This is a genomic window from Nocardioides sp. BGA-UO-ETr-FS32, from assembly GCF_059567905.1.
The window spans coordinates 309,358-325,118 of the sequence record NZ_JCAQOX010000017.1 but is presented as its reverse complement, the minus strand read 5'-3'; the positions used below and the strand labels follow the sequence as shown (position 1 = coordinate 325,118).

The 15,761-nt window shown below is 72.1% G+C and carries 14 protein-coding genes; 7 read left to right on the top strand and 7 right to left on the bottom strand.

Features of this window, described 5'->3' with window-relative positions; genetic code table 11:
• Nucleotides 1-116 precede the first annotated feature (116 nt).
• Nucleotides 117-923, top strand: coding sequence for an isocitrate lyase/PEP mutase family protein (locus tag AC57BS_RS21750; RefSeq protein ID WP_496413540.1), 807 nt, complete (start codon nt 117-119; stop codon nt 921-923).
• 6 nt (nt 924-929) lie between these two features.
• Here the strand turns inward: AC57BS_RS21750 and serA are convergent, their stop codons facing one another.
• The 5 genes from serA to AC57BS_RS21725 all read right to left on the bottom strand — a co-directional run bounded on the left by serA (nt 930) and on the right by AC57BS_RS21725 (nt 7,017).
• Nucleotides 930-2,123 (bottom strand): phosphoglycerate dehydrogenase, encoded by a 1,194-nt coding sequence (gene serA / locus AC57BS_RS21745; protein WP_496413539.1) that lies wholly within the window; start codon nt 2,121-2,123, stop codon nt 930-932.
• 42 nt (nt 2,124-2,165) lie between these two features.
• Nucleotides 2,166-3,083, bottom strand: coding sequence for an NAD(P)H-hydrate dehydratase (locus tag AC57BS_RS21740; RefSeq protein WP_496413538.1), 918 nt, complete (start codon nt 3,081-3,083; stop codon nt 2,166-2,168).
• Complete coding sequence (locus tag AC57BS_RS21735; RefSeq protein WP_496413537.1) at nt 3,076-3,837, bottom strand: histidine phosphatase family protein; 762 nt, start codon at nt 3,835-3,837, stop codon at nt 3,076-3,078. Before AC57BS_RS21735 ends, AC57BS_RS21740 begins: the two co-directional genes overlap by 8 nt.
• Before the next feature lie 82 nt (nt 3,838-3,919).
• On the bottom strand, nt 3,920-5,362 hold the full coding sequence (locus tag AC57BS_RS21730; RefSeq protein WP_496413536.1) for a sensor histidine kinase: 1,443 nt from the start codon (nt 5,360-5,362) through the stop codon (nt 3,920-3,922).
• A complete protein-coding gene (locus tag AC57BS_RS21725) occupies nt 5,359-7,017 on the bottom strand; it encodes an NAD(P)/FAD-dependent oxidoreductase (protein ID WP_496413535.1) in 1,659 nt (552 codons plus the stop codon). Before AC57BS_RS21725 ends, AC57BS_RS21730 begins: the two co-directional genes overlap by 4 nt.
• A gap of 169 nt (nt 7,018-7,186) precedes the next feature.
• Here AC57BS_RS21725 and AC57BS_RS21720 point away from each other — a divergent pair, with 169 nt between their 5' ends.
• The 4 genes from AC57BS_RS21720 to AC57BS_RS21705 are packed head-to-tail and all read left to right on the top strand — an operon-like array spanning nt 7,187 to nt 10,845.
• Nucleotides 7,187-8,554, top strand: coding sequence for a TrkH family potassium uptake protein (locus tag AC57BS_RS21720; protein ID WP_496413534.1), 1,368 nt, complete (start codon nt 7,187-7,189; stop codon nt 8,552-8,554).
• Entirely contained in the window at nt 8,547-9,257 is a 711-nt protein-coding gene (locus tag AC57BS_RS21715) for a potassium channel family protein (protein ID WP_496413533.1), read from the top strand. The genes AC57BS_RS21720 and AC57BS_RS21715 overlap by 8 nt, the downstream gene beginning before the upstream one ends.
• On the top strand, nt 9,251-9,946 hold the full coding sequence (locus AC57BS_RS21710) for a phosphatase PAP2 family protein (protein ID WP_496413532.1): 696 nt from the start codon (nt 9,251-9,253) through the stop codon (nt 9,944-9,946). The genes AC57BS_RS21715 and AC57BS_RS21710 overlap by 7 nt, the downstream gene beginning before the upstream one ends.
• The gene (locus AC57BS_RS21705; RefSeq protein ID WP_496413531.1) at nt 9,943-10,845 is read left to right on the top strand and encodes an NAD-dependent epimerase/dehydratase family protein; all 903 of its coding nucleotides are present in this window, start codon (nt 9,943-9,945) and stop codon (nt 10,843-10,845) included. The genes AC57BS_RS21710 and AC57BS_RS21705 overlap by 4 nt, the downstream gene beginning before the upstream one ends.
• On the opposite strand, the gene AC57BS_RS21700 is transcribed toward AC57BS_RS21705, so the two are convergent.
• On the bottom strand, nt 10,846-11,244 hold the full coding sequence (locus AC57BS_RS21700; RefSeq protein WP_496414215.1) for a DUF1304 family protein: 399 nt from the start codon (nt 11,242-11,244) through the stop codon (nt 10,846-10,848).
• 238 nt (nt 11,245-11,482) lie between these two features.
• On the opposite strand from AC57BS_RS21700, the gene AC57BS_RS21695 reads away from it, so the two are divergent.
• Together AC57BS_RS21695 and AC57BS_RS21690 are read left to right on the top strand one after the other, a co-directional pair.
• The gene (locus AC57BS_RS21695) at nt 11,483-12,763 is read left to right on the top strand and encodes a hypothetical protein (RefSeq protein ID WP_496413530.1); all 1,281 of its coding nucleotides are present in this window, start codon (nt 11,483-11,485) and stop codon (nt 12,761-12,763) included.
• A gap of 179 nt (nt 12,764-12,942) precedes the next feature.
• A complete protein-coding gene (locus AC57BS_RS21690) occupies nt 12,943-14,250 on the top strand; it encodes a hypothetical protein (protein WP_496413529.1) in 1,308 nt (435 codons plus the stop codon).
• Between the two features lie 38 nt (nt 14,251-14,288).
• On the opposite strand, the gene AC57BS_RS21685 is transcribed toward AC57BS_RS21690, so the two are convergent.
• Nucleotides 14,289-15,746: a phospholipase D family protein gene (locus AC57BS_RS21685; protein ID WP_496413528.1), complete on the bottom strand. Its 1,458-nt coding sequence runs from the start codon at nt 15,744-15,746 to the stop codon at nt 14,289-14,291.
• Nucleotides 15,747-15,761 lie beyond the last annotated feature (15 nt).

The following is a 15,761-nucleotide window of genomic DNA, read 5'->3' as shown; positions in this document are numbered from 1 at the left end:
GAGGCAAGGGCGAGCAGGCAGCTGGTCGCAGGACGGGCACCTTGACGAGTCGGGCTCGCCGGCGGTCTCCTGAACCGGAGGGGAGCCCAGGTCTGGACCCGTTGAAGGGGTGTGTCATGGACATGCAGGCGAATCGGATCGCAGAGTTCCGCCGGCTGCACGCGGCGGGCTGCTTCGTCATGCCGAACCCGTGGGACGCGGGGAGCGCGCGGGCGCTCGAGGAGATGGGGTTCGAGGCGCTGGCCACGACGAGTGCCGGACTGGCGTGGACCTTGGGTCGCGCGGACACCCAGGTCACTCGCGACCAGGTTCTCGACCATCTCCGTCTCATCGTCGGGGCGGTGACGGTGCCGGTGAATGCTGACTTCGAGGGCGGCTACGCGGTCGAGCCGGCCGAGGTCGCGACCAACGTGTCGATGGCTGCGGACACGGGAATCGCGGGGCTCTCGATCGAGGATGCCTCGGGCGACGAGGCCGACCCCCTCCTCGACCTCGACCTGGCCGTGCGCCGTGTGGCCGCCGCGCGAGCAGCCATCGACAGGAGCGGCACGAACATCGTCCTCACGGGACGCTCCGAGGGCTTCGTGTGTGGCCGCCCTGACATCGACGAGACCATTCGCCGGCTCGTCGCCTATGCCGAGGCGGGCGCGGACTGCCTCTACGCTCCTCGGATCGATGACCGCGAGCACATCTCGGCGATCGTGGAGGCGGTCGCACCGAGACCCGTGAACCTGCTGATCAATGCTCCGTTCATCACCGTCGCGGAAGCGGCGCAGCTGGGCGTACGCCGGATCAGCGTGGGGGGCACGCTCGCGCGCACCGCGTGGGACGGATTCCTGAAGGCCGCCGGCGAGATCGCGGACGCGGGGACGTTCTCGCGTTTCGAGCGCCTGCCCGACGTCGACGCCCTCATGGGTGGCTGAGGGCCGTCACCAGGAGCGCACCCACACGCAGTGCTCCGAGCGCCGCAGGTCCTCGATGGCCTCGGCCGGCAGGGGCTCCGACGCGTCGGTGATCACGTAGCCGAGATGATCCCGGGTCGACAGGTGCTGGTCGATCACGTTGTCGCCGGCGTCGGCGAACACTGCGTTGAGCCTGGCGAGCACACCAGGAACGTTGTGGTGGAGGACGCCCAGCCGGTGCCCTTCGATCAGCGAGGGCGGGAGGACCTGCGGGAGATTGACCGACAACGCCGTGCTCCCCTGGAGGGTGAAACCGGCGAGCTTCTCCGCCACGAACCAACCGATCTCCTCCTGCGCCTCCTGCGTCGATCCACCGACGTGAGGGGTCAGGATGACGTTGTCGAGGCCGCGCAGCACGGACTCGAACTCGTCGCCCTGAGCCTTCGGCTCGACCGGGAACACGTCGACCGCCGCGCCCGCGATGTGCCCGGACACGACATGGCTTCGCAGCGAGTCGTAGTCGACCACCATGCCGCGCGAGGCGTTGATGAACAGGGATCGTGGCTTCATGGCCGCGAACTCATCGGCGCCGAACAGGCCTGCGTTCCCGGGCCGGCCGTCGACATGGAGGCTGACCACGTCGGCGGTGTGGAGCAGCTCTGCGAGCGACGCCATGCGGCGAGCATTCCCGTGGGCCGGACGATCCGCCTTGTCGTAGAAGATCACCCGCATCCCGAGCGCTTCAGCGACGTTGGACAGCTGGGTGCCGATGTTGCCGTAGCCCACGATCCCCAGCGTGCGGCCCCGTACCTCGTGGCTCCCTCGTGCCGACTTGTCCCACACGCCGTCGTGCATCCGCTGGGTCTTCTCCGGCAGCCGCCGGGCCAGCGCGATGATCTCGCCGATCACCAGCTCGACCACGCTCCGCGTGTTCGAGTACGGCGCATTGAACACACCGACGCCCCGCTCCGCGGCCGCGACCAGGTCGACCTGGTTGGTGCCGATGCAGAAGCAGCCGATCGCCTCGAGCGCGGGAGCTGCCTCCAGGACCCGCCTGGTCACCGTCGTGTTGGACCGGATCCCGAGAAGCTGGACGTCGTCGAGCGACTCGATCAGCTCAGCCTCGCGCAAGGCTCCCGAGCGCACCTCCACCTCGTAGCCACGGGACCTCAGGACGTCCGCAGCCGTCGGATGGATGTTCTCCAGGACCAAAGCCTTCATGCCGACACGGTAGGGCAGGGCGGGGGAGGCGACGCGCGGGTCTCAGTCTCCGCCGAGCGACCGCAGCACGTGTGGAAGCTCGGCCGTGATCTCGTCGGCGAGGTAGCCGATGCGACCCCACCGAGCTGCCAGCACGTCGCCGGCCGCCGCGTGGACGTGGGTCGCCCAGACCGTCGCCTGCACGGGGCTCGCCCCGCGGGCGACGAGTCCTACCAGCGCCCCGGAGAGCACGTCCCCGCTGCCCGAGGTGCCCAGGCCGGTGTCTCCCGTCGAGACCTGCCACAGACCGCCGTCTGCTGCGACCCAGGAACCACACGTGACGACGGCGTCGAAGGCTCGGGAGACCCGGACCGTGGCCCGGTCGACGTCCTCTCCGTCGACCTCGTCCACGTCGACGAGACGAGCGAGCTCGCGGGTGTTGGGAGCCAGGACCAGGCGGCCGCCCAGCGCCTGGGCTGCCGCACGGTCGAGGTCGGGCAGTGCGGTGGCGGCCGCGGCGTCCAGCACGACGGGGACGTCGTCGGGCAGCACGCCGGCGATCTCCGCCAGCAGCCGCACGGTTCCACCGCCGCTCAGGAGGCCCGGACCCACGAGGACGGCGTCCGCCCGCCCGAGCTCGTCCTCGAGCAGCGTTGCGGCGCGTTCGCCGGTGATGGACCCCCGCTCGTCCTGCGGAAGAGGAAGGGTGCCGCAGACGGGCAGGGCCACCGCGAGCTCCACCGCGACCCCCTCCGCCGTCGCCACGGTCAACCGGCCCGCGCCCATCCGCAGCGCTGCCGTGCCGGCGAGGATGGCCGCGCCCGGCGTCGTGCAGGATCCCCCGACGACCAGCACCTGCCCACGCGCGTACTTGCTGCCCGACGGCTCGGGCAGCGGCCAGGAGCGCAGCAGGTCCGCGGTGACCAGCCGCGGTGAGTCGAGGCTGCCGCCGGCCGTGGCCGCATCGCGGGACTCAGGCATCGTCGTCCTCCACGTCGGCGTCGGCACCCGGCTCGTCCGTCACCCGCACGTCGTCCTCCCTGAGGTGGTCGTCGACGTTGTAGTCGGTCACGTCCCATCCGGTGGCGGAGTCCGGGTTGCTCCGGAGACGGCAGATGGCCGCGTTGCCGAGCGCGTTGTCGCGTGCGCGAGCGAGCACCTGCTCCTCGTCGAGCCCCTCGGCCACGTAGCAGAAGAGCAGCAGCACGACGTCGTGCCCGGTGACCAGGACCCGCTGGTGCTCGGTGGTGGCCAGGTCGGTCAGCACGGCGCGGACGCGCAGGGCCACGTCCGCCCAGGACTCGCCCCCGGGCGGGCGGTAGTAGAACTTGCCGAGCCAGTCGCGTCGCTCGGCCTCCTCGGGGTACGCCGCCCGGATGCCGGCTGCCGTCAGCATGTCGGTGACCCCCATGTCGCGGTCGCGCAGTCGCTCGTCCACGCGCTGGTCGAGGTCGAGGCCGCCGACCTCGAGGGCGATCTCGGCGGTCTCACGGGCGCGCCGGTAGGGACTGGTCCACACCACCTCAGGCCGCTCGTCCTCGGCCAGCGCGGCCAGCCACCGACCCACGGCCGTCGCCTGCTCGCGGCCGGTCTCGGACAGGGTGACGTCCGGGTCGCGGGCGGGTACGTCGATCCGCTCGAGGCCGTCGCGCTGAGCGGCCTCGGCGGCGACGTTGCCCTCCGACTGGCCGTGGCGGACGAGGATCAGCTGGGTGGACTGGTCGTGCTGTGGCATCGGGCCTCCGGTCGGAGTCTGGTGTGGCGCTCGGTCACGCGCCCAGTACCCAGATCTAGACTCCAGCCGCTCCCGGCGCCGTTCACCCGGCGCCGCCGTCCTGCTCCCCGGGGTCGCGCTGCGGCCGGAGCGGCAGGCGCACCTGCACGGCCGTCCTGCCCGGTCGCGAGTCGACCTCGATCTCGCCCCCGTGCCGCTCGACCACGATCCGCCGGGAGATGTCGAGCCCCAGTCCCGTCCCCCTGCCGACCTCCTTGGTCGTGAAGAACGGCTCGAAGGCGTGGGCGGCGACCTCCTCGGTCATGCCGTGACCGGTGTCGCCGATCTCGACGACCAGGTGGTGCGCGGCGGCGTACGTCCGCACGGTGAGCGTGCCTGAGCCGTCCATGGCGTCGACGGCGTTGTCGACGAGGTTCGTCCAGACCTGGTTGAGCTCGCCCGGGTTGGCGGTCACGGCTGGCACCGAGTCGTCGTACTCCCGCACGACGGTGACGCCGTCGCGCAGCTTGTGGCCGAGCATGATCAGCGTGCTCTCCAGGCCGTCGACCACACGCACGTCCTGCACGGCGGCGCGGTCGAGCTGGGAGTAGGACTTCACGGCGGAGACGAGGTCGGAGATGCGGCGGGTGGCGTTCTGCGCCTCCGCGATGAGCACGGTCGTCGTCACCGAGCTCGCCACCCACTCGAGCCCGGCCTGGAGCGGGGCACCCGGCAGTGAGGAGGCGGCGCGGTCGAGCCACTCGGGCGAGACCCCGGCGCCGGCGAGGGCCGGTGCGATCACCCATCCCCGGTCGATGTCGTGCTCGTCGAGCCAGTCGGTGAGCCGGTCCTCGAGGTCGGCGAGGGCGACGCCGGTGGGCGCCGAGGTGGGGTCGATCGAGCGCCGGAGCTCGTCCAGGGCGACGAACTGTGCCGCCGAGATCCCCTCCCCGGCGAGCCGCTGGAGCGAGGCGAAGACGTCGTCGCTCGACTGCTGGAGCGCTCCGACCGAGCGGACCGCTGCCGAGGCCGGGTTGTTGATCTCGTGCGCGAGGCCGGCGGCGAGGGTGCCCAGCGCGACGAGCGCCTCGCGCTGGCGGGCGTTGCTCTCGATGCGTCTCGCGGTGCCGATGAGGCCACGGAGGAGGTGGACGGCGAAGGGGAACCAGTCCTGTCCGACGCGACCCAGCTCGGACGCCGGCAGCCGGAAGACCCTGCTCTGCTCCATCACCCGCGCCGAGCCCATGTAGATGCCGTGCTCGTCCCAGGCGCGGAAGCCGCCCGCCCACTGGCCGGCGTCGTCCATGGTCGCCATGATCGCCTCCTCGTGGCCGATCCGGCGGACGAGGTCGATGCGGCCGGACAGCAGCACCCACCAGTCGTCGGCGGGTCGGCCCTCGTCGAAGAGGCGGGCGCCCGGCTCGTACGACTCCTCGCGCCCGGCGGCCGCGAGCTCGGCCACCTGGACGTCGGTGAAGCCGTCGAGGATCGGGACGGCGCGCAGCTCGTCGGCCAGCGTCAGCTCGGGGGTCGGGTCGGGGGTCATGTCGTGGCCAGGTAGCGGTGGACGAGGTAGACCGACATCGCGCCCTCGCCGACGGCGGAGGCGACGCGCTTCATCGAGTCGCGGCGTACGTCGCCCGCGGCGAAGACGCCGGGCACGCTGGTCTCCAGCGCGAACGGTCCTCGCTCCAGCGGCCACCCGTCGTCGGCCGGGAGGTCCGGCCCGGTGAGGACGAAGCCACGTTCGTCGCGGGAGACGACGTCGGCCAGCCAGTCGGTGCGCGGCGCCGCCCCGATGAAGACGAAGACCCAGCCGGTCTCGACCTCCTCGACCGTGCCGGCGCCCCGGTCGCACAGGGAGATCGCCTCGAGGTGTCCGTCGCCGCGGGCGCCGACGACCTCGGTGCGCAGCCGTACCTCGACGTTGGGCGCGGCCGCGATCCGCCCGACGAGGTACTGCGACATCGACGACTCCAGCGAGTCGCCGCGCACCACGAGCACGACCCGGCGGGCGTAGCGGGCGAAGTTGAGCGCGGCCTGCCCGGCCGAGTTGGCCGCGCCGACGACGTACACGTCCTCCCCGGCGGTCTGCGGCGCCTCGCTCGCGCTGGCGCCGTAGTAGAGGCCGCGACCGACGACCTCGTCGAGGCCGGGTGCACCGAGCCGGCGGTACGACACCCCGCTGGCGACGAGGACCGCGCGGGCCTCGATGTCGGTGGAGCCGTCGAGCAGCACCGCTCGCACCGGGCCGCGGGTCTCGAAGCCGACGACGTCGCGCGCCAGCACCATCTCCGCGCCGAACCGCGCCGCCTGCGCGACCGCGCGGTGCGTGAGGTCGGCACCCGACAGGCCCTTGGGGAAGCCCAGGTAGTTCTCTATCGACGCGCTCTGGGCGGCCTGGCCGCCGGGCGCGTCCCGCTCGACGACCACCGTCGACAACCCCTCGCTCGCGGCGTACACCGCTGCCGCGAGACCGGCCGGACCGGCACCGACGATGCACAGGTCGTAGAGCGGCCGCTCCGCCCGGGTGCGCAGGCCCAGCGCGTCGGCGAGCTCGACGGTGGTGGGGGAGCGGAGCGCCTGGCCGTCGGGCAGGGCGACCACCGGCACGTCGTCGGCGCCGGCACCCGCGAGCTCGAGCAGCCGGGCGGCCTCACTGTCCGCGTCGCCACCGTCGACCTCGAGCCAGCGGTAGGGCACGTGGTTGTGGGTGAGGAAGGTCTTGACCTCGATGGTCCGCTCGGACCACCGGTGCCCCACGACCCGCACCTCGGAGTCGCGGTCGGGGTGGTCGTTGGCCCAGTCGCGCAGGAGGTCGTCGAGGACGGGGTAGAGCCGGTCCTCGGGCGGGTCCCACGGCTTCATCAGGTAGTAGTCGAGTGCGATGTCGTTGATCGCGCGGATGGCGACGTCGGTGTCGGCGTACGCCGTCAGGAGCAGCAGCTTGGAGTCGGGCGACTGCTGCCGCACCGCCTGCAGCACCTCGATGCCGGTCATCCCGGGCATCCGCTGGTCGGAGAGGACCGCGGCCACGGGCCGGTCCTTGAGCAGCTGGTCGGCCAGGACCTCGAGCGCCTCCGGCCCGGACGTGGCGCGCAGGACGCGGTAGTCCTCGCCGTAGCGATGGCGCAGGTCGCGCACCACGGCGGCCACCACGGCCGCGTCGTCGTCGACCGCGAGGATGGCTGGCTTCGCCATCGGCACCTCCCGCACTCGACACCGGCAGAGCGTCGCCGTCCTCGGACGCTACTGCCGTGCGGGCGTCGCCGACAGGGTGGTCGAGACCAGTCCCGCCGGAGGTTCGGTCAGGTTTTCCGACGGGCGTGCCCGGTGCCGGGCGCCGCCGGGCGTGCCCTAGCCTCGGCCTGTGACGGGTTTGCTCGTACGGGTCCGGCGCCGCGACGGCGGGCCGTGGCTGCGACACCCCGCGCAGGTCGTCGTGGTCGCCTTCGCGCTGGCCGTCCTGGTCGGCACGGCCCTGCTGATGCTGCCGCAGGCGCGGACCGAGCAGGTCGGCGCGCCGTTCGTCGTCGCGCTCTTCACCTCCACGAGCGCCGTGTGCGTCACGGGCCTGGTCGTCGTGGACACGCCGTCCTACTGGTCGACCTTCGGTGAGGTCGTCATCCTCGGCCTGATCCAGGTCGGCGGCTTCGGGATCATGACGCTGGCGTCCCTCCTGGGACTGCTGGTCTTCCGCCGCCTCGGCCTGCGCTCGCGGCTGACCGCGGCGACCGAGACCAAGGCGACCGGCCTGGGCGACGTACGGACGGTGGTGAAGGGCGTCGTGGCGATCAGCCTCCTCTTCGAGGCCGTCACGGCGGTGTTCCTCACGCTCCGGTTCGCCTGGGGGTACGACGAGGAGTGGGGCCGCGCGGCCTACCTCGGCGTGTTCCACTCGGTCTCGGCCTTCAACAACGCCGGGTTCGCGCTCTACAGCGACAGCCTGATGGGGTTCGTGTCGGACCCGTGGATCAGCCTGCCCATCGCCTTCGCGGTGATCGCCGGCGGGCTCGGCTTCCCGGTGTGGCTCGAGCTCTACCGCCGCTTCCACCCGACGTGGGCGTGGAGCATGCACACCCGGATGACGCTCGGCGCCACGGCCGTCCTGCTCGTCCTCGGCACCGTCTTCGTGACGGCCAGCGAGTGGGACAACCCCGCCACCCTCGGGGCACTGAGCACCCCGGACCGGTTGCTGGCCGGCTTCTTCCAGGCCGTGATGCCACGCACGGCCGGCTTCAACAGCCTCGACTACGGCCAGATGCACGAGGGCACGCTGCTGGGCACGGTGATCCTCATGTTCATCGGCGGCGGCTCGGCGGGCACGGCCGGCGGCATCAAGGTGACGACCTTCGTCCTGCTGTTCTTCGCGATCCTCGCCGAGGTGCGCGGGGAGTCCGACGCCACGGCCTTCGGCCGTCGGATCGACCCGCGCGCCGTACGCCAAGCGTTGACCGTGGCGCTGCTCGCGGTGGGCGCCGTGGTCGCCTCGACGCTGCTCCTCCTCCAGCTGGCCGCGGTGTCGACGGAGGACGCGCTGTTCGAGGTGGTGTCCGCGTTCGCCACGGTCGGGCTCTCGACCGGCATCACCGCCGACCTCCCGACGGCGGCGCACCTCGTCCTCGTCGTCCTCATGTTCGTCGGGCGCCTGGGACCGATCACACTGGTGTCGGCGCTCGCGATGCGGGACCGCTCGCACCTGCACCGACTCCCCGAAGGAAGGCCCCTCATTGGCTAGGAACGACTCCCAGGGCGTCGTCGTGGTCGGTCTCGGCCGCTTCGGCCGCTCGCTGGCGCTCGAGCTCACCAAGGAGGGCGTCGAGGTCCTCGGCGTCGACGCCGACCCCCGCGTCGTCCGTTCGCTCGCCGGCCGGCTGACCCACGTCGTGGAGGCCGACTCCACGGACCTCGATGCGATGCGCGAGCTGGGCGTGGCGGAGTTCGACCGGGCCGTCGTGGGCGTCGGCACCAACCTCGAGGCGAGCATCCTGTCGGCCTCGGTGGTCCTCGAGCTCGGCGTCGGCAACGTGTGGGCCAAGGCGATCAGCCAGTCGCACGCGCGCATCCTCGACCAGATCGGCGTCCACCACGTCGTCCGGCCCGAGCACGACATGGGCAAGCGCGTCGCGCACCTGGTCACCGGCCGGATGATCGAGTACATCGAGTTCGACGACGGCTACGCCTTCGCCAAGACGCGGCCGCCGCGCGCCCTCATCGGCCGGAGCCTGGGCGGCTACGGCGTCAGGCAGGCGTACGGCATCACGGTGGTCGGGGTGAAGCCGTTCGGCGAGGACTTCACCTATGCCACCCCCAGCACGGTCCTGCGCGAGGGCGCCGAGATCATCGTCTCGGGCCCCAAGACCGCCGTGGAACGGTTCTGCGCCCTCGAGTACGACGCGGGGCCGCGCACCGAGCGGAGGAGCCCCGGCAGGCCGTGGTGACCACCCTGACCGGACCGAGCCGCCGTACGGCCGCACGCATCCTGGCCCTCACCTGGGTCGTCCTCGTCGCGGCCGCCCTGGCCCTGGGCCGGCTCATCACCGGACCGTTGTCGTCGGTGGTCGAGCCCCCCGACGACCGGTTCGTGCGGTGGCTGGCCTCCCACCGCACGCCCGCCCTCGACACGGCCGCGGCGGCGGGCAGCCACGTCGCGGACACGATCGTCGGCGTGGGACTGGCGCTCGTGGTCGCGCTCGTCGCCGCGAGGGCGAGGCGGTCGTGGCGCCCGGTCGTCTACTTCACCGTGCTGGTCGTCGGCTACCTCGTGCTCTACCTCGTCGTCACCCACCTCGTCCCGCGCGACCGTCCGCCGGTGGAGATCCTCGACCCGGGCCTGGTCCCCGACCACAGCTATCCGTCCGGCCACATGGCGACCGCGATCCTGGTCTACGGCGGCATCGCGCTCTGGGTCGGCTGGGTGCGGCCGGGGTGGCGGCGGTGGACCTGGCCGCTGTTCGTGGTGCCGCTGGTCGTCGCCCCCTCGCGGCTCTACCAGGGTGCGCACCACCTCACCGACGTCCTCGCCAGCGTGGTCTTCGCGACCACCTGGCTCGTCGTGGTGAGCCGCGTGCTCCTCGTGCCGCGGCCGGACCGGCGCGCTGAGGGGGCACCTGCCAAGGTGGGGACATGACTTCTCCCGTCGTCGTCGTGACCGGTGCCAACGGGTTCGTGGGCAGCCACGTCGTGTCCGCGCTGGGCGAGCGTGGCGCGACGGTGCGCGCCGTCGTACGCCGACCCGGCACCGCGGCACGGCTGCCGGGCGTGGAGGAGCACGTCGGCGACTTCGCCGATCCGGCCTTCGCCGCCACCGTGGTGGCCGGTGCTGACGCGCTCGTCACCACGGTGCACCCGCTCGGCGGCGACGCGGAGAGTCAGCGCCGGGTCGGGCTCGACGGCACGATGGTGGTCGCCGAGGCCGCGGTTGGTGCCGGCGTCCCCCTGCTGGTCCACGTGTCCACCGCCGCCGTCTACGACCGCAGCCCCGGGACCGGCGACGTCGACGAGTCGGGCGCGCTGGTGGCGGACGACTCGCCGGCGTACGACGTGGTCAAGCGCGACATCGACGCCGCTCTGGAGCGGCTGCACGGCACGACCCGGGTGCTGCTCCGGCCTCCGGCGATCCTCGGTGCGGGCGGCACGTCGGTGTGGAACACGGTGCGCCCCGGTCACCTCCGCGACGACGAGTCGCAGCGCCACGCCAACCCCGAGCAGTCCTTCGCGTGGGTGCACGTCGACGACCTGGCGAGCGTGGCGGCCGACCTCGCGACAGGCGCCATCGCCGTGGCCGACGACCCGTCCGCCGGACCCGTCGCGGGCGGGTGCACGCCCGTCAACATTGCGGCGGGCCCGGCGACGCAACGCGACTACCTCGCGGCGCTGGGCGAGGCGCTCGACTTCGAGCCGACCTGGGACGAGGGACCGGCGTGGACGGGGCGGATCCTCGCGGACCGTGCCGAGGGGTGGGGCTGGCGGCCGCGGGTCGACCTGCCGACCGCGCTGGAGGAGCTCCGTTCGGGGCTGAACGGCTGATCAGACGGCCAGCGCGACGAGGGCGACCGCCGGGAGCACCGACGATGCGATCGTCCCGCGGACGCTGCCGCCGCGGGGAAGCCAGTAGCCGAGCAGGTCGGCCACCGCCATCGCGAGCGACGACAGCAGCATGTAGGCCAGCACGGTGACCACCACGGCGGTGCCGACGGTCTCGTCGCCGCGGTTGACGATCCAGAGCCCGACCAGCCCGCCGACGCCGGCCAGCGCGTTGCGGGCGCCGATGCAGAACGACCACAGGTGCACATGGGCGATGCCGTGCGGCTCGATGCCGAGGAATCGCTGCACCCACGGCCGGTCGACCAGGAACGCCTCGAGCGGGAAGACGGCGATCAGCACCAGCGACGCCACGGCGGTGCAGACCTGCGCGAGGACGTCCATCACGCCACGCGCACGGAACGAGGTCGGGTCATGACGACTCCCCCAGGTGGTCAGTTTATCTGACCATAATGGTCAGTTGAACTGACCACTGTCAAGGGGCTGCAGGTTCGCCGCCCTGCATCCAACCGGCACCTCGTGCCGCCGGAACTGTCCGCCCACGTCTCGCCGAGCCGAGCCGACCTCCTTCCGCAAGACGGGTGTGGTGGAGGACAATCGACCTGGGCAGGAGGGAGTCGTCATGTCGTGGGCACGCATCTGGCCCAGGGCCGCCGTGATCGGCCTTCTCGTCGTGCCGGCGCCGCTCCTTGCCGTCGCCGCTGCCCCCGCCGGCTCCGACGCCCCTCGTCCCCTCGAGATCGTCTGGCAGGTGGACGACGAGCGTGGCGGCGATTTCCAGAGGCTCGTCGTGGACGCTCGCTCGGGGGACGTGCTGGCCCTCACCAGTTCCTGGGACTCCAGCCTGCTCCGACGTCTCGACGGCCGGACCGGTGCCGTCGAGTGGGCCGTCGAGGCGACTCGGATGAGCCGGGTCGCCAGTGATGGTGCGGGTGTTGCTGTGCTGGCGGGGCAGAGCGCGCAGGGTCAGACCCTCCTGTTCGTCTCCGCTGAAGGGGCAGTGCTCGACGCGGTCGACTCGCAGGTCGACGCCGAGGTCTACGACCTGGTGGTGGATCCCGGGACGCGGCGCGCCTGCAGCCTCGGCGCCCGCCGGCGCCGCGACACGGGACGGTTCTGGGTGACGTCGTGCTGGGCGGCTGACGGGACGCTGATCTTCTCTCGCGCCTGGAAGCCCGAAGGCGGGAACTCCCGACCCCACGCGCTCGCCATCGACCCGCGCAGCCACCGCGTCTACGTGGTCGGTGCGTCGGCCCCGTACGCCTCGCACAAGGTCGCGCGCCAAGACGCCATCCTGCTCGCCTACACGGCCGGCGGCCGTCCCTTGTGGCAGTCGCGGAGCGCGGGTGCGACCTCCCCGGTTGGCTTCCACATCCTGGTGGACCCTGCGCGGCGGCGGGTGCACCTCCTCGGCGAAACAACGAGGTATCAAGCCCCGATGACGCTCTTCTCGTTCGGCGCCGACGGGCGAAAGAGGTTCGCGAGGTCATGGGTAGGTCGTCAGTCCTGGCTCAAGTCGCGACTCGGGCTGACCTCGAAGGGCGAGGTGCTCGTCGCATCGGCCGCCTACCAACACGCGGAGGTGCGGTCCTACCGTCCTTCGGGTCGACTCATCCGCAAGAAGCTCGTGCGACTGTGGGTCCCGAGCGAGCAAAGGTGGGTCGACGACGTCGCGGTCGACACGCGTCGCGGGCTCGTGCACGTGCTCGCTGGCGACGGAGGCGACTACCCCGCATCGGCGGTCGCGACCCTCACGTCCCGAGGGCGTCTGGTGTCACGCGTGGAGGTCGACGACCGTGCTGTCCTCGGCGCCACGCTCGCGGTCCACGAGGCCAGCGGCCGCGTCTACGCCGGTACCACCCCGTTGCCCGAACAGACCCAGCGGATCACCGCGCTCCGGTAGGACTCCGCCGCGCCCCGCAACCGCCGGGGTCGGCCGTCCGGGTCGTACACCTCGATGCGGCCAGCCAGTAGCTGACACCACCACGTCGGGGGCCATGCTGGCCTCGCACTGACCTGTTCCGGTTGCGGGCGGGACCTTCGACCCTGACCGGGTCCGCGAGCAGTTCCTACCGTCGGAGCATGAGCCCTGTTGTTCGCCTGCTCGTCCGTGTCCCGCTGACAGTCCTGCTGGTCGCGACAGCACTGCCTGCTGCGGGCTTCGCCACTGAGATCCCCATTGCTGCTCACGCAGCTGCCCGCCCTTACGAGGTGGACTGGCGAGATGAGGCCACGATCATGGGAGACGGTCAACGCCTCGCCGTCGACCCCGCCTCAGGTGACGTCCTAGCCCTTTCCACGGCCTGGAGCGCCGGCCAGGTCGTACGCCGCCTCGATGGGCGCACCGGGTCTGTCGAGTGGGTGGTGGAGCTGTCAGGGGCGATGACCTACCTGGCCCTCGACCAGTCCTCCGGCCGCGTCGTGCTGGCCGGCTTCGACGATGGGGTGCAGCGGCTGGTGTTCGTCTCGGGCGAAGGTGCTGTCCTTCGGGATGTGGTCACCGATGTGACCGCCCGAGTGCTGGAGCTCGAGGTCGATGCGTCCTCCGGTCAGGTGTGCACGCTGGGGCCGAAGGGTGTCAGCACCACTGGGAAGACCTGGGTCACCTCGTGCTGGACGAGTCAGGGTGCGCCGGTCTTCTCCCATGCGTGGTCCCCTCCGGACGGCCAGTCGCAGCCCAGTGCACTCGCCATCGACCCCATCAGCCATCGCGTCTACGCGGCAGGCACGTCCAGGCCGTTCGGGGAGTACACCGGGCGCCGCGAGGAGGTCGTGCTGCTCGCGCACGATGCCGAGGGCACGCTGCTCTGGCAGGGCAGCAGCTCAGGAGCGGTGTTCCCGAGCTACGTAGAAATGTCCCTGGACCCGGGTCGCGGACGCATCCACCTGCTGGGCAAGCCTGCCTACGACGGCTGGGCGATGCGGCTGTTCTCCTTCGACGCCGAGGGCCGCAAGAGGTTCAGGACCGGCTGGCAGGACCAGGGCACGGGCTTCGACGCGGTGCTCGCGGTGACGTCCACCGGCGGAATCCTGGCCGCGTCGGTCACCGACCGCCGCGCGTCGCTGCGCTCCCTGAGTCCGCGGGGTGGCCTCCTCGACGCAGCCGTCGTCCGGCTCGTCGAGGGCGACAACGATGGGACCCTGCAGGAGGTCGTCATCGACCCGCGTCGCCGACGTGCCCACGTGCTGGCCGGTAACGGCTACCCGGACGACACGGCGCGGGTCCGGTCGTTCACGTTCGGTGGCAGACAGATCTCGCGCCCCCTCGTCGATCGCAGGAAGGACATCTGGTTGGAGGACATCGCAGTGCACCTCGCCAGTGGACGGGTCTTCGCGGCCACGACACGCTCTTCGACGAACAGCCATCGCATCACGGCGCTGAGCCAGTGAGCCGATGACGGCCCGAGGGCGCGGGTCGGCAGCTGGGCTCAGAACTCCGTCGTGCCCCGCAACCGCCGCGGGCGGCCGTCGGGGTCGTACGCGAGGCGGTAGACGGGCCGCGCCCACAGCGTCGTACGCCGCGACAGCCGGGGCGGCTCGTGCACCTCGATGCGGCTCCCGTCCGCGCCGGCACGCGAGGCCCAGAGGCTCAACGGGTCGTCGAGGTCGGTGAGCCGCGCATCGTCCTCCGGCAGGCCGAGGTGCTCGGCCCACAGTGACGCGCGGAGGTCGCGCGGCAGCACGCCGTCGGGGTCGACGACGGCGCAGGTGAGCTCGGAGTCGTGGGTCCACGAGCGGAGGTTGAGGTTGTCGGAGCCGATCGTCATCCACTCGTCGTCGACCACGCAGACCTTGGCGTGGACGTAGACCGGCGTGCCCGCGTCGTTGTGCAGGTCGAACATCGCGAAGCGGTCGCCGCCGGCCTCCTTCATCCGCTCCCACGCGATGCGCTGACCGTGCTTCATCGGGGGACCGGCGACCCTGCCGTCCTCCTCGGGGAAGCGCGGCACGACGGCGATGACCTGGAGGCCGGGCTCGCGGCGCAGCGCGTCGGCGAGGGTCGTGGCGACGACGTCGGACCAGAAGTACTGGTCCTCCACGTAGACCAGCCGCCGGGCGCGGTCGAAGGCCCGTGAGTACGCCCGCGCGATCGACCGCTCCCCGTCGGGCGCGAACGGGTAGCGGGGCCGCTTGAACGGGTAGGTGCGCAGGATCTGGACCTGGTGCCGGCCGGCAGGGGGCGGAGGGTCCCACCGCTCGGGCAGCCGCTCGGGGCGGCGCGGCATCCGGGCGATCCGGTGAGCGGCGGCGCGGTAGGGGTTGCGGTGGTCGAGCGGCGTCGGGTCGTCCCACCGCTCGGCGAAGGTGTCGAGCACGTGCGCGACCGCCGGTCCGCGGATCTCGGCCATCGCGTCGTGCCAGGGCGGCGCGTCGCCGTAGCGGTCGTCCAGCGGCGCAGCTTGCGGGTCACCGGCATGCGTGGCGTCGTCGCGCCGGCTGTAGCAGAGGTCGATCCCGCCGACGAACGCGACGTCCTCATCGGGCTTGCCCCTGCGGCGCACGACGAACAGCTTCTGGTGGTGGGAGCCGCCCTTGCGCACGCGTTCGTCGAGGAGGGCCTCGCCCCCGCACTCGTTGATGATCCGGCCGAGGTGGCTGTTCTCCTCGCTGTTGAGGCGTCCCGGGTGGGAGCGCCACATCAGCGCCCGCACCTCCACGTCGCGCGCCGCCGCCGCCCGCAGCAGCTCGGCGACGGTCGGCCCGTCCTCGGTGAGCCGCTCGTCGGAGTCGCCGCGCCAGTCGGTGAAGAAGATGCGGTCGCCGGCCTCCGTCGCCTCGACGAGCTCGACCAGCCGGGCGAAGTAGGCAGCGCCGTCCACGCGCGGAACCACCAGGTTGCCGCGGGTCCAGGGCCGCTCCGTCTCCGGCAGGAACCACTCGCTCACCCGCCCACGCTCGCA